At 32.4% G+C, this 23,897-nt stretch carries 20 protein-coding genes; 16 read left to right on the top strand and 4 right to left on the bottom strand.

The window, feature by feature from the left end:
* The 3 genes from SLH33_RS01250 to SLH33_RS01240 all read left to right on the top strand — a co-directional run bounded on the left by SLH33_RS01250 (position 1) and on the right by SLH33_RS01240 (position 3,644).
* The gene (locus SLH33_RS01250) at positions 1 to 879 is read left to right on the top strand and encodes a DUF808 domain-containing protein (protein WP_320417243.1); all 879 of its coding nucleotides are present in this window, start codon (positions 1 to 3) and stop codon (positions 877 to 879) included.
* A 199-nt stretch (positions 880 to 1,078) separates the two neighbouring features.
* Positions 1,079 to 1,345 carry a hypothetical protein gene (locus tag SLH33_RS01245; RefSeq protein WP_320417242.1) on the top strand — a complete coding sequence of 89 codons (267 nt, stop codon included), beginning with the start codon at positions 1,079 to 1,081 and terminating at the stop codon, positions 1,343 to 1,345.
* 40 nt (positions 1,346 to 1,385) lie between these two features.
* Positions 1,386 to 3,644: a TonB-dependent receptor gene (locus tag SLH33_RS01240; protein ID WP_320417241.1), complete on the top strand. Its 2,259-nt coding sequence runs from the start codon at positions 1,386 to 1,388 to the stop codon at positions 3,642 to 3,644.
* A gap of 53 nt (positions 3,645 to 3,697) precedes the next feature.
* Here the strand turns inward: SLH33_RS01240 and katG are convergent, their stop codons facing one another.
* The 3 genes from katG to SLH33_RS01225 form a co-directional block, all read right to left on the bottom strand.
* Positions 3,698 to 5,956, bottom strand: coding sequence for a catalase/peroxidase HPI (gene katG / locus SLH33_RS01235; RefSeq protein WP_320417240.1), 2,259 nt, complete (start codon positions 5,954 to 5,956; stop codon positions 3,698 to 3,700).
* 222 nt (positions 5,957 to 6,178) lie between these two features.
* A complete protein-coding gene (locus tag SLH33_RS01230) occupies positions 6,179 to 7,474 on the bottom strand; it encodes an MFS transporter (RefSeq protein ID WP_320417239.1) in 1,296 nt (431 codons plus the stop codon).
* A 108-nt stretch (positions 7,475 to 7,582) separates the two neighbouring features.
* On the bottom strand, positions 7,583 to 8,422 hold the full coding sequence (locus SLH33_RS01225) for a M48 family metallopeptidase (RefSeq protein WP_320417238.1): 840 nt from the start codon (positions 8,420 to 8,422) through the stop codon (positions 7,583 to 7,585).
* A 111-nt stretch (positions 8,423 to 8,533) separates the two neighbouring features.
* Here SLH33_RS01225 and SLH33_RS01220 point away from each other — a divergent pair, with 111 nt between their 5' ends.
* From SLH33_RS01220 to folD, 5 genes are all read left to right on the top strand, one after another.
* Entirely contained in the window at positions 8,534 to 9,406 is an 873-nt protein-coding gene (locus tag SLH33_RS01220; protein ID WP_320417237.1) for an alpha/beta fold hydrolase, read from the top strand.
* 71 nt (positions 9,407 to 9,477) lie between these two features.
* Positions 9,478 to 9,891 carry a peptide-methionine (R)-S-oxide reductase MsrB gene (gene msrB / locus SLH33_RS01215; protein WP_320417236.1) on the top strand — a complete coding sequence of 138 codons (414 nt, stop codon included), beginning with the start codon at positions 9,478 to 9,480 and terminating at the stop codon, positions 9,889 to 9,891.
* 6 nt (positions 9,892 to 9,897) lie between these two features.
* On the top strand, positions 9,898 to 10,452 hold the full coding sequence (locus SLH33_RS01210) for a DUF1572 family protein (RefSeq protein ID WP_320417235.1): 555 nt from the start codon (positions 9,898 to 9,900) through the stop codon (positions 10,450 to 10,452).
* A 107-nt stretch (positions 10,453 to 10,559) separates the two neighbouring features.
* Positions 10,560 to 11,888, top strand: a complete 1,329-nt coding sequence (gene ffh / locus SLH33_RS01205) for a signal recognition particle protein (RefSeq protein WP_320417234.1) — start codon at positions 10,560 to 10,562, stop codon at positions 11,886 to 11,888.
* A gap of 97 nt (positions 11,889 to 11,985) precedes the next feature.
* Positions 11,986 to 12,864 (top strand): bifunctional methylenetetrahydrofolate dehydrogenase/methenyltetrahydrofolate cyclohydrolase FolD, encoded by an 879-nt coding sequence (gene folD, locus SLH33_RS01200; protein WP_320417233.1) that lies wholly within the window; start codon positions 11,986 to 11,988, stop codon positions 12,862 to 12,864.
* A 68-nt stretch (positions 12,865 to 12,932) separates the two neighbouring features.
* Here the strand turns inward: folD and pepE are convergent, their stop codons facing one another.
* Complete coding sequence (pepE, locus tag SLH33_RS01195; RefSeq protein WP_320417232.1) at positions 12,933 to 13,640, bottom strand: dipeptidase PepE; 708 nt, start codon at positions 13,638 to 13,640, stop codon at positions 12,933 to 12,935.
* Between the two features lie 79 nt (positions 13,641 to 13,719).
* Between pepE and SLH33_RS01190 the strand changes: the two genes are divergently transcribed.
* From SLH33_RS01190 to thrC, 8 genes are all read left to right on the top strand, one after another.
* Complete coding sequence (locus tag SLH33_RS01190; protein ID WP_320417231.1) at positions 13,720 to 14,247, top strand: hypothetical protein; 528 nt, start codon at positions 13,720 to 13,722, stop codon at positions 14,245 to 14,247.
* Between the two features lie 111 nt (positions 14,248 to 14,358).
* Complete coding sequence (locus SLH33_RS01185) at positions 14,359 to 15,138, top strand: carboxypeptidase-like regulatory domain-containing protein (RefSeq protein ID WP_320417230.1); 780 nt, start codon at positions 14,359 to 14,361, stop codon at positions 15,136 to 15,138.
* Between the two features lie 3 nt (positions 15,139 to 15,141).
* Positions 15,142 to 15,954, top strand: a complete 813-nt coding sequence (locus SLH33_RS01180; RefSeq protein WP_320417229.1) for a carboxypeptidase-like regulatory domain-containing protein — start codon at positions 15,142 to 15,144, stop codon at positions 15,952 to 15,954.
* 32 nt (positions 15,955 to 15,986) lie between these two features.
* Complete coding sequence (locus tag SLH33_RS01175; RefSeq protein WP_320417228.1) at positions 15,987 to 16,478, top strand: DUF6702 family protein; 492 nt, start codon at positions 15,987 to 15,989, stop codon at positions 16,476 to 16,478.
* A gap of 71 nt (positions 16,479 to 16,549) precedes the next feature.
* The gene (locus SLH33_RS01170; protein ID WP_320417227.1) at positions 16,550 to 18,781 is read left to right on the top strand and encodes a M1 family metallopeptidase; all 2,232 of its coding nucleotides are present in this window, start codon (positions 16,550 to 16,552) and stop codon (positions 18,779 to 18,781) included.
* Positions 18,782 to 19,103: 322 nt separating this feature from the next.
* Complete coding sequence (gene thrA / locus SLH33_RS01165) at positions 19,104 to 21,539, top strand: bifunctional aspartate kinase/homoserine dehydrogenase I (RefSeq protein ID WP_320417226.1); 2,436 nt, start codon at positions 19,104 to 19,106, stop codon at positions 21,537 to 21,539.
* Between the two features lie 13 nt (positions 21,540 to 21,552).
* Entirely contained in the window at positions 21,553 to 22,476 is a 924-nt protein-coding gene (locus SLH33_RS01160) for a homoserine kinase (RefSeq protein WP_320417225.1), read from the top strand.
* A gap of 100 nt (positions 22,477 to 22,576) precedes the next feature.
* On the top strand, positions 22,577 to 23,860 hold the full coding sequence (gene thrC / locus SLH33_RS01155) for a threonine synthase (RefSeq protein ID WP_320417224.1): 1,284 nt from the start codon (positions 22,577 to 22,579) through the stop codon (positions 23,858 to 23,860).
* Positions 23,861 to 23,897: the final 37 nt, after the last annotated feature.

The raw sequence follows: 23,897 nt of genomic DNA, 5'->3' as shown, positions 1-23,897 counted from the left end.
ATGGCTTCAGGAATTTTTGTTTTACTAGATGATATTGCTGCATTAATGGATGATGTAGCTTCTATGAGTAAAATTGCCACTAAAAAAACGGCAGGTATTTTAGGAGATGACTTAGCTGTAAATGCTGAAAAAGCTTCAGGATTTGTATCTTCAAGAGAAATTCCGGTTTTATGGCAAATAACTAAAGGATCATTTTTAAACAAACTCATCATTTTACCTTTAGCATTTATTTTAAGTGCTTTTGTTCCTGTTGCTATAACTGTAATCTTACTTATTGGTGCTATTTATTTAGCCTTTGAAGGAGCCGAAAAGGTTTATGAATATTTTGTCCCTCACGAGCAGACTAAAACGAAAGCTAATTTATCAGAAAATTTATCTAAAGAAGAGATCTTGGTTCGTGAAAAAGATAAAATCAAATCTGCAATTGTTACCGATTTTATATTATCGGTTGAAATTATAATCATTGCTTTAGGAACTGTGGTAAGTATTGAACAACCCTTACTAACACAAATACTTTCTGTATCAGTAGTGGCTATAATAGCTACTATTGGAGTGTATGGTATTGTTGCTTTAATTGTTCGTATGGACGATTTGGGTTACCGTTTCATAAAACTAAGTAACGGAAAAAAGAACTTCACATATCAAATTGGTAACCTACTTGTAAATGCTTTACCTAAAGTTATTAAAGGCTTAGCTTTCATTGGTACTATTGCCTTATTTTTAGTTGCAGGAGGCATTTTTGTACATAAAATTCATTTTATTCACGAACTAGTAAAACCCTTACCTTCAATCGTTGGAGAATTTTTATCAGGATTAGTTATTGGGTTTATTGCATTAGGTATTTATAAAGCTGGTAAAAAGATTTTTATAAAAAAGTAAAGTTAAACTCTATGAAAAGCATTATTTAAATTAACAATTTTTAAGCTAAGTTGTAAGTGTAACTAACAAAGAATATTTGTATTTTGCAATCGCATTTTCAATAGGTTTAAAATTATAAACCTAAAAAGTTAAAAGAAGAATTCTGAGAACGCTAAAAAAACATATCGCATTATTAAGTTTACTTGTTTTGCTTACTCCAATGGCTATACAAGTAGTTCATGCGTTTGAAAATCATCATCATACTGTTTGTACTTCAAAAAATGATGCCCATTTTCATGATAATAGTGATTTAGACTGTTCGCAATTACACTATCAACATCAAATTTTTCATACTGAAATTACTTCGGACTATGAGGTAGTTCCACAACATTATTATGTAGAAAAATTTATTCAACAACCTCAACAAACTAAGGTTGTTTATCTTTCTAAAAAATCATCAAGAGCTCCACCTTATTTTACTATTTAATCAGTTTATACATACAAAATTAATAGTAAAATAAAAACACATGCAAAAATATTTATACATCCTATTTTTAATAGGATTTACGGCTGTATACAGTCAAAACAATCTATCAGGAACTATAACAGATACAAATAATCAACCTTTATACGGAGTAGAGATTTACGCTCCGCAATTACATAAAGGTACGATAACTAATGGACAGGGTACATATACCTTAAAGAATATTCCAAACGGGAAAATCACTATAAATATAACTTTTTTAGGTTATAAAACCCTTTCTAAAACATTCATTTTCAGTAGCGACAACCAAACTTTTGACGCACAATTAGAGGAAGCTGTTTTTACTATTGATGAAGTAATAGTTTCGACTCCTTTTAATAAATTACAATCAGAAAATGTGATGAAAGTAGAACGCCTATCAGCAAAGTCTTTACAAAAAGTTGGAGCTACTACTTTATCTGAAGGAATTACCAATATTGCTGGAGTTTCTCAGGTTTCTACCGGAACATCTATAGGAAAACCAGTAATTAGAGGTCTTAGTGGTAATAGAGTTTTGGTATATACGCAAGGTGTTCGATTAGAAAATCAGCAATTTGGAAGTGAACATGGCTTAGGGGTTAATGATGCTGGAGTTGAAAGCATTGAGGTTATTAAAGGACCTTCTTCTCTACTCTACGGTTCTGATGCTTTAGGTGGTGTTTTATACATCAATCCTGAAAAATTTGCAAGCGAAAATGACACACAAATTGGCATTAGCCAACGTTATTTTAGTAATACTATTGGTAGTAATACATCTGTAGGTATCAAAACCTCAACAGAAAAATTACAATTTTTGGCTCGTGGTACTTATGCTTTTCATTCAGACTATAAAATTCCAACAAATCAAAGAGTTAGCAATACTCGGTTTAAAGAAAAAGATTTAAAATTAGGAGTAGGATTAAGTGAAACTAATTTTTCATCTGAATTACGTTATAATTACAACAATTCTCTTTTAGGATTGACAGAAGGAATTGGTGAGCAGACTAGAGAAACTGATATGGAATCGCCTTATCAAGAAATAGATAATCATATTATCAGTTTGCATAACCATATCTTTTTTAAGAATTCAAAAATGGATATTGATTTGGGCTATATCATAAATGATAGAAAAGAATTTGAAGAGCACGAAGACCATGAAGAGGAAGAAACAGAAGAAGAACATGAAGAACACGCTGAAGGTGAAGCTGCAATGTCTTTAAAACTTAAAACTTTTTCGTACAACACCAAATATCATTTACCAAAATTTGGTAAGATAGAAGCTTTAATTGGTGTACAAGGAATGCATCAAACTAATGAAAATTTTGGTGAAGAAATTTTAATTCCAGATGCCACTACCAATGACATTGGTGCATTTGCTACTGCTAATTATGAATGGAAAAGCCATGTTTTTCAAGCGGGAATCAGATTTGACAATCGATCTATTTCTACAGAAAGACATGAAGTAGAGCATGAAGATGAAATACACATTTTTGAGCCAATAGATAAATCTTTCAATAGTTTTACAGCTTCGTTTGGTTACAAAACTACATTGTTTAATAAAATTAACACGCGTTTTAATATTTCTAGCGGATTTAGAGCGCCAAATTTAGCGGAATTAACCTCAAATGGTGTACATCACGGGGTGAATCGTTTTGAAGTTGGAAATAGCGAATTATCTAACGAAAAAAGCTTGCAGTTAGATCTTTCTTTAGAATATGGTTCAGACCATTTTGAACTTTTTGCCAATGGATTTTACAATAACTTAAACGATTATATTTATTTATTTCCAACAGGCGAAATTGAAGATGATGCACCTGTGTTTGAATACCAACAAGAAAATGCAAAATTATACGGTGGTGAATTTGGACTACACTTACACCCACATCCATTAGATTGGTTACACTTGCGTAGTAGCTTTGAAATGGTAATTGGTGAGCAAGATAACGGAAATTATTTACCATTAATTCCTGCAAATACTTTCAAAAATACTTTATCTGCTGATTTTAGTTTTGATGGATTTCAACAAGGATATATTTCTTTAAGTGCTCATACTTTTTTAAAGCAAGATAAAGTTAGCATATTTGAAACTCCTACAAACGGATATACTTTAGTAAACTTTGGTTTAGGAGGCGATGTTATGTTAGGTAAACACAAAGTAAATACAAGTTTATCAATTACAAATTTGTTTGATGAAGAATACATCAATCATCTATCAAGATTAAAATCAGATGGCATATTAAATCCGGGAAGAAATATTGTACTTGGGTTTAGTTTTGAAATTTAAATGAAATAAAAAAGATGGGAGAAGTCCCATCTTTTTTTTGTTAACTATTTATATTACGCTAAATCAAACCTGTCAGCGTCCATTACTTTTACCCATGCCTTTACAAAGTCATTTATAAATTTTTCTTTACTATCATCTTGTGCATAAACCTCTGCATAAGAACGTAAAATAGAGTTAGAACCAAACACTAAATCCATACGTGTTGCTGTCCATTTTACCTCTCCTGTTTTACGATCTCTAATTTCATACAAATCATTACCCACAGGTTTCCATTCGTACTTCATATCGGTTAAGTTTACAAAGAAATCGTTGGTTAAAGCACCTTCATTATCAGTAAACACTCCATGTTTTGTTCCTCCATAATTAGCACCTAACATACGCATACCTCCTACTAGAACTGTCATTTCTGGTGCTGTTAATCCTAATAACTCCGTTCTGTCTAACATCATTTCTTCCGGACTTACTACATAATCTTTCTTTTGCCAGTTTCTATATCCATCAGCTAAGGGTTCTAAATACTCAAAAGATTCAGCATCTGTCATTTCATCAGTAGCATCTCCTCTACCTGGTGAAAACGGAACGGTTACATCGAAACCTGCAGCTTTAGCAGCTTTTTCAATTCCTACATTACCTGCTAACACAATAGCATCAGCAACGCTGATACCAAATTCGGCTGAAATAGGTTCTAAGACTGATAAAACTTTAGCTAAACGTTGTGGTTCGTTTCCTTGCCAATCTTTTTGTGGAGCTAAACGAATACGTGCTCCGTTAGCACCACCACGCATATCAGAACCACGATAGGTACGTGCACTATCCCATGCGGTTGAGACCATTTCTGAAATAGACAATCCTGAATTAGCTATTTTGTTTGCTACTGCATCTACATCATAATCTGATTTTCCTGCAGGAACAGGGTCTTGCCATATTAAATCTTCTTTAGGTACATCTGGTCCATAATAACGAACCTTTGGTCCCATATCTCTATGTGTTAATTTAAACCATGCACGTGCAAAAGTTTCTGAGAAATATTGAGGATCGTTCATAAACTTCAATGAAATTTCTCTATAAATAGGATCCATTTTCATGGCCATATCAGCATCAGTCATAATTGGATTATGACGGATTGATGGATCTTCTACATCTACTGGTTTATCTTCTTCTTTAATATTTGTTGGTTCCCATTGCCATGCTCCAGCAGGACTTTTACGTAATTCCCAATCATGATTGAATAACATTTCAAAATACCCATTATCCCATTGTGTCGGGTGCTTTGTCCACGCTCCTTCTATTCCACTTGTTACCGTGTAACGACCTTTGCCTGTTTGTGTAGGATTCTTCCATCCAAACCCTTGCTCTTCAACACCAGCAGCTTCTGGTTCAGGTCCTAAAATACTAGCATCTCCATTACCATGAGTTTTACCTACGGTATGACCTCCTGCTGTTAAAGCTACTGTTTCTTCATCATCCATAGCCATACGCTTAAAGGTTTCACGAACTTGTGCAGCTGACTTCAAAGGATCTGGTTGACCATTTACTCCTTCAGGATTTACATAAATTAATCCCATTTGTACCGCTGCTAATGGATTTTCCATCGTTTCTGGCTTATCAACACTGTCATAACGTTCGTCACTAGGTGCTAGCCATTCTTTTTCAGCTCCCCAATAAGTGTCTTTTTCTGGATGCCAAATGTCATTTCTTCCAAAACCAAATCCATAAACTTTTAACCCCATGTTTTCATAGGCAATAGTACCTGCTAACACAATTAAATCTGCCCAACTTACTTTATTACCGTACTTCTTTTTAATAGGCCATAATAAACGTTTTGCTTTATCTAAGCTTACATTATCTGGCCATGAGTTTAAAGGGGCAAAACGAATGTTTCCTGCACCACCACCACCTCTACCATCGGCAATACGATATGAACCTGCTGAGTGCCAAGATAAACGAATCATAAGACCGCCATAATGTCCCCAATCGGCAGGCCACCAATCTTGACTATTCGTCATTAAATGGTGCATATCCTTTTTCAAAGCTTCAACATCTAGCTTCTTTAACTCTTCATGATAATCATAGTTTTCTCCTAAAGGATTTGTTTTAGTATCATGCTGATGTAAAATATCTAAATTCAATGTTTTTGGCCACCAACTAGTCACTGATGATGCGGTTGAAGTAATAGCTCCATGCATTACCGGACATTTTTTACTTGAATCTTGTTCTGGATAAGCTCCCGTAGTACCATCTTCCCCATTTCCATGATGATGTGGACATTTACCTTGATTAGATGATGCGTGTAAATGATTATTGTTTTCCATTGTTTAATATTATTAAGTTGGTTAATAAATGGTTTCTACCAAATTTACGACTTTATTAGCTATTGATATTCAATAGCTTAATTTTTAAGTTTTATTTCACTATAAATTAAACTTATAGAAATAGTATTTTAACATTAGAAAAACAAATACAATAGTAGATGAAATAAAAAAAACTGATTTTTTAAAAATCAGCTTTTCTTGGATATAAAATATAATACTTACTTATTGCACATATTTTGTTTTCTTTAAAGTGTTTAATATGATGAAGGAAGCTAAAAAGAATACTGCTAAACATAGTACACTCCATTGCATTGAGTCAGTAATTGCATATAAAATTCCGTATACAGCTGTTCCTAATACAATAGCTATTTTTTCTGTTACATCATAAAAACTAAAATAGGTTGCATGATCTTCTGTTTCGGGCAATAATTTTGAATAGGTTGAACGAGTTAACGATTGAATAGCTCCTTGCACCAATCCTAATAAACCACCTAATCCATAAAAATATAAATCTACATTCGTTTGATTCTTATCTAACATGAATGCAGCAAAACAAACTAACATCCATATAGCAATAGTAGATTTTAAGGTGGAAATATTTCCAAACCTATCAGATAGCCTAGAAAATAAAAAAGCTCCTAAAATAGCAACTATTTGCACTAATAGAATCGTAACTATCAGATTAGTTGATGACAACCCTAATTCTGAAGAACCAAAAATAGCAGCCATTAAAATAATGGTCTGAACACCTATACTCAATAAAAAGAAAGAAATTAAAAAGCGTTTAAGTGTAGGATAATTAAGTACCTCCTTTAAAACAATCTGTAATTCTTGATATCCTTTCCATAAATAATCACTTTCCGGTTTTTTGTTGTATACATTTTCAGGGAGTCTATTAAAAGTAATTTGTGCAAAACCAATCCACCATAACCCTACCAATACAAATGAAATACGGGAAGCTAATCCACTATCCATACCAAACCATTCAGGTTTTTGAATCATTATTAAATTTATGATTAATAAAATTACAGATCCAGCATATCCAAACATAAAACCTTTAGCACTGGCTCTGTCTTGTTGTTCTGGTAACGCTACTTCTGGTAAATATGCATTATAAAACACCAAACTAGACCAAAAACCAATACTAGCCAATACAGTAAAAACAATACCAATCCAAACAGTATCAATTCCTTTAAAAAAATACAAACTCATTACTGACAAACCTCCTAGCCAACAAAAGAATTTCATGAATTTTTTCTTGCTACCAGTATAATCGGCAATACCAGAAAGAATTGGCGACATAAAAGCTACCACTAAAAATGAAAAAGACAATGCATAACTATATAAACTACTAGGATGACTCCAATCAATTCCTAAAAACTCAACAGTTTTTCCTTCTGTAATAGCATCATAATACAACGGAAAAACTGCTGTACTAATTACCAATGAATATACCGAATTGGCCCAATCGTAAAAAGCCCAACCGTTAATTAATTTCTTATCACCTATTGTATGCATATATGTATTTTTATTTTTTTAATGCTTTCGTTTTTAGAAACAAAAAAACCGCTCTTAAAATAAGAACGGTTTGCAATATAGTAAAACTATTTTGTTAGTTATTTTGCCTTAACTTTTTTGGTTTTGGTATGTTTGAGCTTGTTGATTAAACTTAGCCGCATACTTCTTGGCTGTTGGCAAATAGCTACGTAAAGTTGCTATACGTGATTGATTTGATGGGTGCGTGCTTAAAAACTCTGGCGGAGCTTGACTACCGCTTTTTTGTGCTTCTTGTCCCATTCTTACCCACACATTTACTGCTTCCTCTCCTTTATAACCAGCCATAATCATAAAAACTAATCCTAATTTATCAGCTTCAGTTTCATGTGTTCGGCTATATTTTAACATTCCTAGTTGCGAGCCTACTCCATATAACATATTCCACATATCGCGTTGTTCACTATTCTGTGTACCTAAAGCTACAGCTGCTCCTCCTAATTGTTGTATTTGTGCAGATGACATACGCTCTTGTCCGTGCTTAGCAAATGCATGAGCTACCTCGTGCCCCATTACTGCAGCAATACCATCAGTATTAGCACAAATAGGCATAATACCGGTGTAAAAAACTACCTTTCCTCCTGGCATACACCAAGCATTTATAGTTTTATCATCAATTAAATTGAATTCCCATTTATATGAATTTGCTTCTTGCTCCATACCATTAGCACGCATAAATCTATCAACAGCAGCTGCAACATTTTTACCTACTGCTACAAGTTCGTTAGCTTTAGGCGTGTTTTTAACCACCTTTTCACTATTTTCTTTTAAAAAACCGTTATACTGTTGAAAACTCATAGGAAGTATTTCAGCATCGCTTACAAAATTAACACGTTGTCTTCCTGTAATTGGCACAGTACTACATTCTATAAATAAAACAGAAGTAAGTGCCAGTAAAAAAATTCTTTTCATTTTTCTTTTGATTTTTATTAACTACTAAATACTACAAATGTGTAGTTTTTTCAGAATTTAAATATACAAAATTTCTATCTTTATAACATTTACTGTCATTTATTAGTAATAATGGATTATTTCACTACCTTAAAAATCTTACCAGCAAGCATTGCTATACCCAGCTCTATTAGGCTAATTGCTAAAAGCTTACAACTTTTTTCTAGCAAATTAACAGTAATTTTTACCGATAAATTATTTACAACTCCTGTTAATTTTAGTGTTCCTAAGAGAGAACAAGTAATGTGGGAAAGTGCTCAAAAAAAACGAGTAAAAGTTGAAAGTTTAGGTCAAGAGATTGATGTTTTATCCTACGGATATTCAACAAAAAAAGTATTACTGGTACATGGTTGGTGTGGTAGAAGCACTCAATTATATACGCTTGCAGATAAACTTTTAGAAAATGGATGTATGGTGATTTCTTTTGATGGTCCTGCTCACGGAAAGTCAGAAGGGAAACGTACCTCTATGATTGAATTTATTGAAACCATTAAGCAATTAAATAAAGATTTTGGTCCGTTTGTAAGTGCTGTGGGGCATTCTTTTGGCGGAATGACCTTATACAACTGTGCTAATGAGCTAGATCTAAAAAACTTTGTAACTGTTGGCTCTGGAGATAAAGTGAGTACAATTATTAATGATTTTATTAAAAACCTTCAACTAAAACCTATTATAGCATCTAAATTACATAGACATTTTAATAAAAAATGGAACATAAATGTAGATGATTATTCCAGCTCAGAAAAGGCCAAAGATATAAAAACTCCTGTTTTGGTAGTTCATGATACACTTGATGGAGATGTTGGTGTAAGTTGTGCGGTAAATATCCGTCAAAAACTACAAAATGGAACTTTACTCATAACACATGGTTTAGGTCATACTAAAATATTAAGAGATAAAGCTACCATGAATAAAGTAGTAGAATTTATTAAAACCAACTTATGAAACCTTTAAACATCATCTTACTAGTTTTAATCGTGGCAACATCTTGTCAATCAATTTCACAAAACAAAAAAATGGAAAACAAAAAATATACCGTAGAAAAAACAAGAGAAGAATGGAAAGAAAAACTCACTCCAATGCAGTTTCATGTTTTACGTGAAGCAGGTACTGAAAGACCGGGTTCTAGTGAGTTTGATCAATTCTTTGAAAAAGGAACCTATGTATGTGCTGGTTGCGGCACTCCACTATATAAATCAGATAGCAAATACAATGCAGGTTGTGGTTGGCCTTCTTTTGATGAAGCAATTAAAGAAAATATAGAACTGGATGTAGATTATAAAATTGGGTATGCTCGTACCGAGTTAAAATGCAAAACTTGTGGCGGACATTTAGGTCATCGATTTGAAGATGGGCCAAGAAACACCACAGGGCAACGCCACTGTATCAACGGAGCTGCATTAAAATTCATTCCGGATAATAAGAAATAAAAATCCATGTTACACTCCTATCTTAACAGCGTTAAAAAGCAATTTGAATATTATAAAAGTTTGGGTGATAAAACTTTTACACAATTAACCAATGAGCAATTCTTTTTTCAGCACAACAACCAAAGTAATTCTGTTGCTATAATTTCAAAGCACATAAGCGGAAATATGCTCTCTAGATGGACCAATTTTTTAACTGAAGACGGAGAGAAAGTATGGCGTAATAGAGATGATGAATTTATAAACAATTTTAAAACCAAAAATGACGTTATAAATTATTGGGAAAAAGGATGGCAATGTTTGTTTAATGCTATCAATTCACTTAAAGAAACTGATCTTGAAAAAATAATTTATATCAGAAATCATGGTCATACTGTAGTTGAAGCTATCAACCGACAATTATGTCATTATGCTTATCATGTAGGACAATTGGTATATCTAGGAAAATTATTATTAAATGAAGAGTGGCAATCTTTATCTATTCCTAAAAATGCATCAAAAAATTACAACGCAAAAAAGTTTTCTAAAGAGAAAACCAGAAAGCATTTTACTGATGATTTATAAAAAATTAGTTCTGAAGATAATTTTTACAAATAAAAAACTAAACACTCATCACTTATAACTCGCTACTAATAATTATATTTGTGCCTCTAAAAATGAAGTAAACACAGATGTTTAATAATTTAAGTGATAAATTAGATAAGGCGTTTCATACGCTGAAAGGACACGGAAAAATTACAGAGGTAAATATTGCTGAAACTTTAAAAGAAGTTAGAAGAGCTTTATTAGATGCCGATGTTAACTTTAAAATAGCCAAAGACTTTACCAATTCTGTTAAAGAAAAAGCTTTAGGTCAAAACGTATTAACTACGTTAAATCCTGGACAATTAATGGTTAAAATCGTTAAAGACGAATTAACCGAATTAATGGGTGGTGAGACAGTTGGTATTAATTTAGGAGGGTCTCCAACCGTAATTTTAATGTCTGGTTTACAAGGATCGGGTAAAACTACCTTCTCTGGTAAATTAGCCAACTACTTAAAAACTAAAAAAACAAAGCAAGTTTTATTGGTTGGATGTGATGTATATCGTCCTGCTGCTATCAATCAGTTAAAAGTTGTTGGTGAGCAAATTGGTGTTGAAGTATATGCTGAAGAAGGGAACCAAAACCCGGTTGAAATTTCTAAAAACGCTATAAAATACGCAAAAGCCAATAGCAAAAATGTGGTAATTATTGATACCGCAGGTCGTTTGGCTGTAGATGAAGAGATGATGACAGAAATCTCTAACATCCATAAAGCTATAAATCCACAAGAAACTTTATTTGTAGTGGATTCAATGACAGGGCAAGATGCGGTAAATACTGCAAAAGCCTTTAACGATGTTTTAAACTTTGACGGAGTCGTTTTAACAAAGTTAGATGGTGATACTCGTGGTGGGGCTGCTTTATCAATTAAATCAGTAGTTAACAAACCAATCAAATTCATCGGTACAGGTGAAAAAATGGATGCTATTGATGTTTTCCACCCAAGCCGTATGGCAGATCGTATTTTGGGGATGGGAGACGTTGTTTCGTTAGTAGAACGTGCTCAAGAACAATACGATGAAGAAGAAGCAAGAAAGCTTCAAAAGAAAATTGCTAAAAACCAGTTTGGTTTTGATGATTTCTTAAACCAAATCAATCAGATCAAAAAAATGGGTAGTATGAAAGATTTAGTAGGAATGATTCCTGGTGCCGGAAAAGCTTTAAAAGATGTAGATATCGATGACGATGCTTTTAAAGGAATAGAGGCCATTATCTATTCAATGACTCCAGAAGAAAGAAGCACTCCTTCAGTAATTAATGCAAGCCGTAAAAAAAGAATTGCAAAAGGTTCAGGAACTTCTATTCAAGAAGTAAACCAGTTAATGAAGCAATTCGACCAAATGAGTAAAATGATGAAGATGATGCAAGGTGGTGGCGGTAAACGTATGATGCAAATGATGCGTGGTATGAGATAAAAAACAATCAATATAAAAAAAGAGAAGCCTTAGCTTCTCTTTTTTGTTTTTACTTACTATTTTTAACCCTATATAACAACACAACAAATACACTAACATGATCTTACTCGACGGTAAAAAAACGGCAGCTGACATTAAAGAAGAAATTGCTCTTGAAGTTGAAGAACTAAAACAAAATGAAAAGAAAATACCACATTTAGCCGCTATAATTGTAGGTAATAACGGTGCCAGTGTAACGTATGTAAATGCTAAAGTAAAAGCTTGTGAACGCGTTGGGTTTGAATCAACTTTAATTCGTTTACCAGAAAATATTTCTGAAGAAGACTTACTGAATGAAATTGAAGTTTTAAATGTTGATAATGATATAGACGGGTTTATTGTTCAACTTCCTCTTCCCGATCATATTGACGAGCAAAAAGTAATTATGGCTATTGATCCGGATAAAGATGTTGACGGATTTCATCCAACAAATGTTGGTAAATTAGCTTTAAACTTGCCTACTTTTATTTCAGCAACACCTTTCGGAATTTTAGAATTACTAGACAGATATAATATTGAAACCTCAGGAAAAAATGTTGTAGTAATAGGCCGTAGCCATATAGTAGGAAGTCCAATGAGCATCTTACTTTCACAAAAAAGAAAAGTAGGAAATGCCACTGTAACACTAACCCATAGTAGAACTCAAAATTTACCTGAAATTACTAAAAAAGCAGATATAATTATAGCTGCCATTGGTATTCCAGAATTTTTAAAAGCAGATATGATAAAAGACGGAGTTGTAGTTGTTGATGTAGGAATTACTCGTGTAGCAGATGCCTCTAAAAAAAGTGGTTACAGGTTAGTTGGTGACGTTGCTTTTAATGAAGTTTCTAAAAAATCATCTTATATCACACCTGTTCCAGGCGGTGTAGGACCAATGACTATTGCTATGTTGTTAAAAAACACGTTACTGGCATGCAAGCGTAAAAATGCTTAAAAAAAACCATGTAAGAACTTTATTCTTACATGGTTTTTAAACCTAAATCTTCAAATAAGAAAATATATTTAAAAATATTGACTAAGCTCTTTTTCAGCTTCAATCTCTACTGCATTTTTATTTTTTCTGAATAATCTAGCTGAAATATTTCCTTTCAATTTAATTTTATTTCCATTCACCTCTAACCAACTTCCTTCACGTAACCCTAAGACTGGAGTTTGGTTAAAAACATGGTATTCCTTTATACGTGTTTCTCTTGTTTCTCCCATGTGTGTAGAATTTACATCCGGATCAAGATAATGCGCATTAATATTAAATTGAATGAACCCTAACGTATCAAAACTCGGTGGATATACAATAGGCATATCGTTTGTATTCATCATGGTAACTCCACAAATATTACTCCCTGCACTGGTTCCTAAATACGGCGTACCTTTTTCAACTACTTCCTTTAAAGGTTCAATAATTTTATTTTGATACAATTGATTAACCAATTCAAACGTATTTCCTCCACCAGTAAAAATGGCTTCAGCTTTTTCAATGGCTTCAATAGGATTTTCAAACTCGTGTATTCCTACTACTTTTTTATCAATTTTTCCAAATGCTTCTCTAGCTTTTTGAGTATAAACATCATAACTAATTCCGCTTGGTCTAGCATACGGAATAAACAAAATGGTTTGCTGATCTTTAAAAAATTCTGATAATGTTAGCAGAATATATTCTAAGTATCCGCTTCCATGGATAGTAGATGTACTGGCAATGATTAGTTTTTTCAAATTAATTAGCTTTTTATTGTGTAAAAGTATTAAAACTATATTTTTGTCCGAAATTTAAATTAACCCAAATTAATAAACTATGAAAAAATTATTTTACATCTTTGCCTTAACTTTTTTATTTATTTCTTGTTCAGATGAATCTGAAAATATTGTTGATGTTTCAGAAAGTGAAATAGCAGGAGTATGGGATTTAACTGATTTTGATTTAGATGTTAAGACCACGTATGTTTTTCAAGGGCAATCAATTGTAAGTGAAACAACTGCTTATGGAAAAGATTATGATTTCTCTTTTACCTTCAATCAAAACCCTAATGAAATTTTCAATGAAGGTACGTTTACTATCGTAACAACAACAACTACTACTGCTGGTGAAACACAAACCATCGAAAGTCCAGCTACTGTTATTGATGGATTTAATTCAGGTTCTTGGAGAATAGAAAACGGAAAACTTATTACAGAGTCTACCGAAAATATGACTAGTGAAATTATCATTGAAAGCTATTCAGAAAACAAATTAGTTTTAAAGTCCCCAACTAATGAAGAGCTCACAGAACAAGGTGTTTCTGTTAAAATTAAAGGAAATGTATTTTTAACATTAGAAAGATAACAGTAAAATTATTCAATCTGAAAAGCTCCTATTAAGGGAGCTTTTTTATTTAACAAAAGTTTACCACAGCTTTAAAACATTTTTAAGAGGACATCCAGTTTTATTTGTAGTATGAAAAACTATGTGCTTTTATTCTTATTTATTATTCCATCTACTATAATTGCTCAAAAAGCTCCAAAAATTATCAAAGGACAAATTTATGTAGACAGTATTTCGGTTTCAGATGTACACATTCTCAATAAAACCTTAGAAATAGGTACAATAAGTAACACAAACGGAACTTTTGAAATTTTAGTCAACACAGGTGATGTGTTATTAATTTCTCATTTAAATGTTGAAATTTTAGAACATACTATTACTTCTAAAGATATTGAAAATAAAAGCATTTCCATTTATCTTTCCAGTAAAACATATATTTTAGACGAGGTAGTCATCAAAAAAAGAAAGGGGATTTTTGATATAGATGACGATATTATGCCTCATAATGCTCCTATTGTAAATGCAAAAACATTAAATTTACCTTATGCTTTATCAGAAAAAGCCAAAGCAGAAAAAACAGTTAAAATCAGGTCAGGTGTAGTTGTTGGACTCGATGGGGCATTAAATGCTCTTAATGGTAAAAACAAACAGAAAAAACTACTCAAAAAACTAAAAAATGAAGATACTAATCTCAAAAAAATTAGATCTTATTTTACAGATGGATTCTTTGTATATCAGCTTAATATTAAAAAAGAAGACATTAATCATTTTTTAGAATACTCTTTCTCAAAAGGGATCATACAACTTTATAATGAAGATAAATATTTAGAGCTTACAACTGTTTTGTTAGAAAGAAGTAAGCATTTTCCACATCAAAGTGGTATTGATAGTACAAGAATAACACAAAAATAATGTATGCAAAAACTACTACTCTATATTTTATTTCTTACTGTATCCATTTATAGTTTTTCACAAACTAACAGAAAAATTTTACAAGGAGAAGTTCTTGATCAATTAGGCCCTTTAATTGATACGCATATAGTAAATATAACAACCAAAGAAGGTACTTTTACTAATGATAAAGGGCAATTTTCATTATTTGCTAAAACAAATGATAGTATTCAAATCACTTCTGTAGGCTATAAAACTTTAAAATTTAAAGTAAATATTGAACATTTTGGCATTCAACAAAACCAATTTTTTCTTCAAAAAAACACAGTGATTTTAGATGAAGTAGAAGTCAAAAACCATAATTTACAAGGAAACTTAACTACTGATATCAAACAAACACCTAAAGATAAAAGGGCTGATGCATTAGCTAAAACTATGGATTTTTCTAATATAAATATGGATGCTCCAACCATTAGACCTATTGATGAAATAAATAGAACTAAGGCTCCAGATGCTAGACTAATAACAGATCCAACAGCACGTTTTGCAGGAGTTGGAACATCTTCCTCAATCCCTTTTAAACATTCTGAAAAACTATGGGCATTGCGCAAAGAATTGGCATTTAAAAAAAGTATGCCTGCAAAACTATTATCGGAGTTAGGAGAAAAATTCTTTTTTGAAGAACTCAAAATTCCTGTAGAAAAGTATTATCATTTTTTAGAATATTGTAATCCTTTAGGAATTGAAAAAATGTACCAAGAAGGTAAAACAATACAAGTCATTAAAATTTTTCGACAAGAACATAAAACTTATCTTGAAATTATCAAAAAAGAGTAACTTGGCCTACTATTTGAGTTAAAAACAGTAATATGAAAAAATTAGTATTAGTAGCAATTATTATTTCTTTATGTTCTTTTTCAGCACATAAATACTATATCGCTTTAACTGAAATTGAACATAATACTGACAGTCAGTCAGTACAAATGATAATGAATGTTTTTATGGATGATATAGAGCTAGCTATTAATAAAGATTACCATACCAACTTGCAATTAGCTTCTAAAAACGAGGTGCAAAATGTAGATTCTCTATTCGAAAAATACCTTAACGAGCATTTTAAAATAAAAATTAACAATTCTCCTTCTACATATAAATACATTGGTAAAGAATATGATGGAGGTATTATCTTTTTTTATCTTGAAATTGAAAATATTACTGAAGTAAAAGCCATTGAAATTCAAAACGATGTGTTAACTAAATACTTCCCTGATCAACAAAATTTAGTAAAAGCTAAAATCAACGGAACTAGAAAAAGTCTTTTTCTAACCAAAAAGAATGATAAAGGTTTGTTAAAATTCTAGTTTACTTGCTTCATTAGTAAGATAATTTCTGTATTTTTCAAATCATTTTAAATTAATTCAAACAAACACTAATGAAAAAAGTAACAACTTTACTACTTTCAGTGCTTTTTATTTCTGCATCTACTTTTGCACAAGAAAAAAAAGAGCCACAACAAGGTCATACTGACACAAATAAATTCCGCCAGTTAAAAGATGTTTTAGCAACACCCAATAGCCAACGTACAGCATCAGGAGCTCCTGGTCATGCTTACACACAGCAAAAAGTTGACTATGCTATGAATATTCGTTTAGACGAAAATACAAACAAGATTTATGGTGATGAAACCATAACATATCATAACAATTCTAAAGATCATTTAGAGTATTTATGGTTACAATTAGATCAAAATATGCGTGCTCCAGACTCTCAAACACCTTTAGCAGATTCTAAAAGTGCTAGTGGTTGGCAAACTCCAGAACAGTTTGTAGGAGAAAACATGGGGAAACCTAAAGATTTTGGTTTTAAAATTGAAGCAGTAAAGTATGAAGATGGTAGAGATTTATCGCACACTATCAACCGTACCATGATGCGTATTAATTTACCTACTCCATTAGCACCTGGTGATGAATTTACTTTTAAAGTAAAATGGAATTATTTAATTAATGATATCAATGCTGATGGTGGACGTTCAGGATTAGAAACATTTCCTGATGGAAATTTCAATTATACAATAGCTCAATTTTTTCCAAGACTATGTGTGTACGACAATGTTGAAGGTTGGCAAAATATGCAGTTTTGGGGACGAAGTGAATTTGCTTTAGAATTTGGAGATTATGATGTAAAATTAACTGTACCCGCAGATCATATAGTTGAAGCTACAGGTGAATTACAAAATGAAAAAGACGTTTTAACTAAAGAACAACGTAATCGTTTCGAACAAGCTAGAAAGTCATATAAAAGTCCTGTATTTATTGTTACTCAAGCAGAAGCAGAAGCAAACGAAAAAAAGGCAACTAATAAAACTAAAACTTGGCATTTTAAAGCTAAAAATGTGCGCGATTATGCTTTTGCTTCATCAAGAAAGTATATTTGGGATGCTATGGCAGTAAACATTAACGGTAAAACTGTAATGGCTACATCATTATATCCAAAAGAAGGAAATCCTTTATGGGAAGAACACTCAACAAGAGTAGTAGCTAATACTCTTGAAGAATATTCAAAAATGACTTTTGATTATCCGTATTCAAAAGCTGTTTCTGTACATTCTGAAAGACAAGGAATGGAATATCCAATGATTTGCTTTAACTATGGTCGTCCAAATCCTGACGGAACCTATTCAGATAGAGTTAAAAACGGAATGATTGGGGTTATTACACACGAAGTTGGACATAACTTCTTCCCTATGATTGTAAATTCAGACGAACGTCAGTGGACTTGGATGGATGAAGGAATTAACTCTTTTGTAGAAATGCTTGCTGAATTAGACTATGATTCAAGCTTTAATACAGGAAACCTACCTAAAGACATTGTTCGTTACATGAGCTTAGATCAAGATAAATTATCTCCTATCATGTCTCAAGGAGATTACGTACACAATTTCGGCCCTAATGCTTATACAAAACCTGCAGCTGGTTTATACATGCTACGTCAAACTATTATGGGCCCTGAATTATTTGACTATGCTTTCAGAACGTATTCAAAAAGATGGATGTTTAAACATCCAACACCAGCAGACTTTTTCAGATCTATGGAAGATGCTTCTGGAATGGATTTAGACTGGTTTTGGAGAGGTTGGTTCTATACAACAGATTATACCGACATAGGCATTACAGAAGTTAAACCATTATATTTAACCGACAAACAAAGTGATAGAGTTAAAGAACTAATAAAAACAAACCCAAGAGCAAAAGCTTATTTTGAATCATTAGGAGATTTAGTGTTCTTAACTGATAAAAAAGAAGATGCAAACGCAGAAAAAGTAAACAAATACTTAAACTCTTTACCAGCAGATAAAAAAGGAAACTTAAAAGAACTGCCTAATTATATTTATCAAGTAGAATTTGAAAAACCAGGAGGTTTAGTAATGCCTATAATTGTTGAAATCACGTATGCTGATGGAACAAAAAAGCGTCAAACATTCCCTGCTGAAATTTGGAGAAAGAATGAAAACAAAGTATTTAGAGTATTTACTTCTAACCAAGAAATTAAAAGCTTTGTAGTAGACCCTGATTTAGAAACAGCAGATATTGACACTTCTAACAATAGTTGGCCTAAACAAACAGAAAACAAGTTTGATAAATTTAAAAATACTGTTAAAAACTAATTTTCAGTTTAGTTAATCTTAAAATCCGTAACACGCATGTTACGGATTTTTTTTTATGCTTTATTTTGATTTTTTAAAATTAAATTATACTTTTAACTCAATGAAAATCAACAAAACATATCAATCTTCTTTATCAAATGCTTTTTCAGCAGTTGGTTTTGTTGGCATTACTTCAATTACAACAACCCTTTAGGGGGTATTTCTATTCATATAATTTAAGCTATAGTTTATTTTTTCAAAAGATTTGAAAACAGATAAATTCTATTATACGTATTTGTTTTTCTGAACAAAAAATCAGAATATAACCTTTAAAAAATAGCAAATGAAAGTTTTAAAATTCGGAGGATCGTCCGTCAAAGATGCTAACTCTATACAACAGGTTTTAAAAATCATAGAATCTCTTTCTAAAAAAGAAAAATTAGCAGTAGTCGTGTCCGCTTTTGGTAACACCACAAATCAACTTATAAAAGCAGCACAATTGGCTGAACAAAAAAGTAACGATTATATAAATGTTGTAAAAAGTATTGAGCAGCATCATTATCAAGTTATAAAGGAGTTAATTCATCAAAAAGAAGAAGTTTACAAACAATCAGAAGTATTATTCAACGAACTCAAAACCATTTATCAAGGTTGTTTTTTGTTAGAAGAAGTTACACCAAAGGCAATGGCACTCATCAGTGGTTTTGGTGAGCGCATTTCATCATATATCATTGCTGAAGCTGCAAAACAAAATTTGGATGCTGTATATAAAGACAGTAGAGAGCTGATTGTTACTGATACTAATTACCTAAAAGCACAAGTAAACTTTGAGTTAACTAATAAAAAATGTCAAGATTTTTTTGATAAAAATGAGTATCAAATCACCATTTTACCTGGGTTTATAGCTAAATCAGAAAACGGACAAACCACTACATTAGGTCGTGGCGGTTCCGATTATTCTGCAGCTATTTATGCAGCGGCTTTAGATGCCGATGAATTGCAAATTTGGACTGACGTAAGCGGAATGTTTACCGCAAATCCTGCTATTGTAAAGCAGGCATTTCCAATTGCTCAAATATCATATCAAGAAGCCATGGAAATGTCGCATTTTGGTGCAAAAGTTATCTACCCTCCTACCATTCAACCCGTAATGGAGAAACAGGTTCCGATTCGTATAAAAAATACATTTGATTCGGAAAATGTAGGAACGCTCATTACACAACAAACGAGTGAAAACGGTTCGGTAAAAGGAATCAGTTATATTGAAAACATATCCTTATTAACCTTAGAAGGAAGCGGAATGATTGGTGTTTCTGGAGTTTCAAAACGTTTGTTTGAAGCGTTGTCCGATGAAAACATCAATGTTATTTTAATTACACAAGCTTCCTCTGAGCATTCAATTTGTGTAGGTATTTTTGAGGAGGATGCACAAAGAGCGGCACAAAAGATCCATCAGAAATTTGAAATAGAAATAGCACAACATAAGATTGACCCGGTTACAGTTGAAAACGATTTAAGTATTTTGGCTTTAGTGGGCGATAATATGAAAAACCATCAAGGTTTAAGTGGAAAAATGTTCAGTGCCTTAGGAAAAAACAATGTAAATATCCGTGCCATTGCACAAGGTGCATCTGAAAAGAATATTTCCGCAGTTATTAAGCAAAGTGATGCTAAAAAGGCTCTAAACACCTTACATGAGCAGTTTTTTGAAGAAAAAATCAAACAACTCAATCTTTTTGTTACAGGAGTTGGAAATGTAGGAAATCGATTCTTAGCACAGTTATATCAACAAAAAGAGTATTTACTTCAAAATTTAAAGCTGAATATTCGAGTGGTTGGAATATCTAACTCTAAAAAAATGGCTTTTGATGAAAACGGAATTGACCTAAACAATTGGCAAGAAGCTCTAAACAATGGAAGTAGAGCTGGCTTACAACTATTCTTTGATGAGATCAAAAAACTAAACCTACGTAACAGTGTTTTTGTTGATAATACTGCCAACGAAGCGGTTTCTGAAATGTACGAGGATTATTTACGTAATAACATTGCAGTGGTTACATGCAACAAAATTGCCTGTGCTTCTGATTTAGAAAATTACAAAAAGCTTAAAAAAGTATCGCAAAAATATAATGCTCCTTTCTTGTTTGAAACCAATGTTGGTGCAGGTTTACCGATTATTGATACACTTAAAAATTTGATTGCCTCGGGTGATAGAGTGCATAAAATTCAAGCAGTATTATCAGGTACTTTAAACTTCGTTTTTAATAATTTCAACCAAAAAGTTACCTTTCATGATGTTGTTACGCAAGCGCAAGCGGAAGGATATACAGAACCCGACCCTAAAATTGATTTAAGCGGAATTGACGTCGCAAGAAAAATATTAATTCTAGCTCGTGAAAGTGGTAATGACTTAGAACTATCAGATATCAAAAACAACTCATTTTTACCTGAAAAAAGCTTAAAAACAACTAATAATGACGATTTTTATGCGAGTTTACATGAATTTGAAGCCCATTTTCAAGAAATATATACCAAAGCAGCAGCAGAAAATTGCAAGTTGAAATATGTTGCTGAATTTTCTGAAGGAAATGCTAAAGTAGGCTTACAGCACATTCCGTCGAATCATCCATTTTATAATTTAGAAGGAAGTGATAATATTGTGTTATTTTTTACAGATAGATATCCTGTGCAACCACTTCAAATCAAAGGTGCTGGTGCTGGAGCCGATGTAACTGCTTCGGGGATTTTTGCAGATGTAATTAGAGTAGCAAATAGTTAATTAGAAAATAAAAATGGACAAAATAAAAATATTTTCGCCTGCTACAGTGGCTAATATTTCTTGCGGATTTGATGTTTTAGGTCTTTGCTTAGATACCATTGGTGATGAAATGATTATCAGAAAAACAAAAGAAAAAGATGTTAGAATCAGTAAAATTGTGGGACAAATATTACCCTTAGATCCTGATAAAAACGTTGCCGGAGTTGCAGTAAAAAGTTTATTACAAAACATAGAGGTCGATTGTGGATTTGACATTGAAATTCACAAAAACATAAAACCCGGAAGCGGTATTGGTAGTAGTGCAGCCAGTGCTGCCGGAGCAGTTTTTGGCGTGAATAAATTATTAGGAGAACCTTTTTCGTTACATGAACTCATTGCGTTTGCTATGGAAGGAGAAAAACTGGCCAGTAGTGCTTTACATGCCGATAATGTAGCTCCTGCTTTACTTGGTGGTTTTACGTTAATAAGAAGTTATAATCCGTTGGAGGTAATAAAGATCAACGCTCCAAAAGAGCTATTTGTTACAGTTATTCATCCTCAAATAGAAATAAAAACTTCAGAAGCTCGCGCGGTATTACCTAAAAACATGAGTTTACAAAAAAACATTACCCAATTGGGAAATTTAGGTGGACTTATTAGTGGTTTATATACCGAAAATTACGATTTAATTGGTAGATCCTTACATGATGAAATAGCAGAACCGTATCGTTCAGCGCTAATTCCGAATTTTGACACCGTGAAAGAAAATGTGCAAAAAGTCGGGGCTTTAGGAAGTGGAATTTCAGGTTCGGGCCCGTCAATTTTCGCATTATCAAAAGGAAAAGAAACCGCAGAAAAAGTAGCCAAAGCTATGGCAAAAGTCTATAAAAACACCAACATCGATTTTGATGTACATGTTTCAAAAGTAAATTCAGAAGGAATAAAAATATTAGAGTAAAAATGTGTCATTGCGAGTGTAACGAAGTAATCTTTCTATTTATCAAGAGATTACTTTGTCTTACCTCCTCATAATGACGGAAATAAACAAATAATCAAAAATGAACTATTACAGTCTCAACCATAAAGCGCCAAAAGTTTCTTTTAAAGAAGCTGTTATTAACGGACTAGCTCCCGATAGAGGTTTGTATTTTCCTGAGAGTGTTACTCCCCTACCTCAAGATTTTATTGAAAATATTGGTGATTTTTCCAACGAAGAAATTGCTTTTGAAGCCATGCAACAATTTGTAGGAAATGATATTCCGAAAGAAGATTTGCAAACCATCATCAAAGAAACGTTGTCGTTTGATTTTCCTATTGTACCTATCGAACAAAATATCGGGAGTTTAGAATTATTTCACGGACCTACCATGGCGTTTAAAGATGTGGGAGCTCGATTCATGGCACGCTGTTTAGGGTATTTCAATCAAAATAACCCTCAAAAAGTAACGGTTTTAGTAGCAACTTCGGGAGATACGGGTGGTGCTGTAGCAAACGGATTTTTAGGGGTGAAAGGTGTGGATGTTGTCATCTTATATCCTCGTGGAAAAGTAAGCGATATCCAGGAAAAACAATTAACAACACTCGGACAAAATATTACGGCTTTGGAAGTAGATGGAGTTTTTGATGATTGTCAAGACATGGTAAAAACTGCTTTTTTAGATAGAGATATTCAGCGTACGCTTACCTCGGCAAATTCTATAAACATTGCACGTTGGCTACCTCAAATGTTTTATTACTTTTTTGCCTATAAACAAATGTACAAAAAACATAAAAACATTGTTTTTTCAGTACCTAGTGGAAATTTCGGAAATATTTGTGCAGGTATTATGGCTCAAAAATTAGGACTTCCTATCCAACATTTTGTAGCGGCTACTAATGTGAATGATACCGTACCGAATTTTATGGGTAACGGTGTTTACAATCCTAAACCTTCACAACCAACCATTTCTAATGCGATGGATGTGGGTAATCCGAGTAATTTTATACGAATTCAAGAATTATTTAATCATGATTTTGAAGCCTTAAAAAATGTTTTTTCATCGTATTCTTTTACAGATAAAGAAACTAAAGAGGCGATGCAAACCATCTATCAAAAAGTAAACTATATTACCGATCCTCATGGCGCTGTTGGGTATTTAGGACTCAAAAAATTTGGATTATCAAATGATAGTTATGGTGTATTTTTAGAAACGGCTCACCCTGTAAAATTTTTAGATATTGTGGAAAATACCTTACATGTTACGGTTACAATTCCTGAGCAAATCCAATCTATAATGAATAAAGAAAAAAAATCGATAAAAGTCAGTTCTTATCAAGAATTAAAAGAGTTTTTAAACAAGTAAATTTAGTTTGTTTCTTATAATTTGATTCTTATAATAA

Origin of the sequence: Tenacibaculum sp. IB213877 (assembly GCF_034043975.1) — a bacterium.
In the GTDB taxonomy this organism is placed as follows: Bacteria; Bacteroidota; Bacteroidia; order Flavobacteriales; family Flavobacteriaceae; genus Polaribacter.
The sequence above is the reverse complement of the archived record's forward strand: the minus strand, read 5'-3'. Positions and strand labels throughout refer to the sequence as shown.

Bases quoted from the DNA above. Each gene is read 5' to 3' on its own strand.
- SLH33_RS01160 (WP_320417225.1), top strand. From the start codon at position 21,553: ATGGACAAAATAAAAATATTTTCGCCTGCTACAGTGGCTAATATTTCT.
- folD (WP_320417233.1), top strand. From the start codon at position 11,986: ATGATCTTACTCGACGGTAAAAAAACGGCAGCTGACATTAAAGAAGAA.
- katG (WP_320417240.1), bottom strand. From the start codon at position 5,956: ATGGAAAACAATAATCATTTACACGCATCATCTAATCAAGGTAAATGT.
- SLH33_RS01170 (WP_320417227.1), top strand. From the start codon at position 16,550: ATGAAAAAAGTAACAACTTTACTACTTTCAGTGCTTTTTATTTCTGCA.
- thrA (WP_320417226.1), top strand. From the start codon at position 19,104: ATGAAAGTTTTAAAATTCGGAGGATCGTCCGTCAAAGATGCTAACTCT.
- ffh (WP_320417234.1), top strand. From the start codon at position 10,560: ATGTTTAATAATTTAAGTGATAAATTAGATAAGGCGTTTCATACGCTG.
- thrC (WP_320417224.1), top strand. From the start codon at position 22,577: ATGAACTATTACAGTCTCAACCATAAAGCGCCAAAAGTTTCTTTTAAA.
- SLH33_RS01225 (WP_320417238.1), bottom strand. From the start codon at position 8,422: ATGAAAAGAATTTTTTTACTGGCACTTACTTCTGTTTTATTTATAGAA.
- SLH33_RS01175 (WP_320417228.1), top strand. From the start codon at position 15,987: ATGAAAAAATTAGTATTAGTAGCAATTATTATTTCTTTATGTTCTTTT.
- SLH33_RS01240 (WP_320417241.1), top strand. From the start codon at position 1,386: ATGCAAAAATATTTATACATCCTATTTTTAATAGGATTTACGGCTGTA.
- SLH33_RS01180 (WP_320417229.1), top strand. From the start codon at position 15,142: ATGCAAAAACTACTACTCTATATTTTATTTCTTACTGTATCCATTTAT.
- SLH33_RS01250 (WP_320417243.1), top strand. From the start codon at position 1: ATGGCTTCAGGAATTTTTGTTTTACTAGATGATATTGCTGCATTAATG.
- SLH33_RS01245 (WP_320417242.1), top strand. From the start codon at position 1,079: ATGGCTATACAAGTAGTTCATGCGTTTGAAAATCATCATCATACTGTT.
- SLH33_RS01210 (WP_320417235.1), top strand. From the start codon at position 9,898: ATGTTACACTCCTATCTTAACAGCGTTAAAAAGCAATTTGAATATTAT.
- SLH33_RS01190 (WP_320417231.1), top strand. From the start codon at position 13,720: ATGAAAAAATTATTTTACATCTTTGCCTTAACTTTTTTATTTATTTCT.
- SLH33_RS01185 (WP_320417230.1), top strand. From the start codon at position 14,359: ATGAAAAACTATGTGCTTTTATTCTTATTTATTATTCCATCTACTATA.
- msrB (WP_320417236.1), top strand. From the start codon at position 9,478: ATGGAAAACAAAAAATATACCGTAGAAAAAACAAGAGAAGAATGGAAA.
- SLH33_RS01230 (WP_320417239.1), bottom strand. From the start codon at position 7,474: ATGCATACAATAGGTGATAAGAAATTAATTAACGGTTGGGCTTTTTAC.
- SLH33_RS01220 (WP_320417237.1), top strand. From the start codon at position 8,534: ATGGATTATTTCACTACCTTAAAAATCTTACCAGCAAGCATTGCTATA.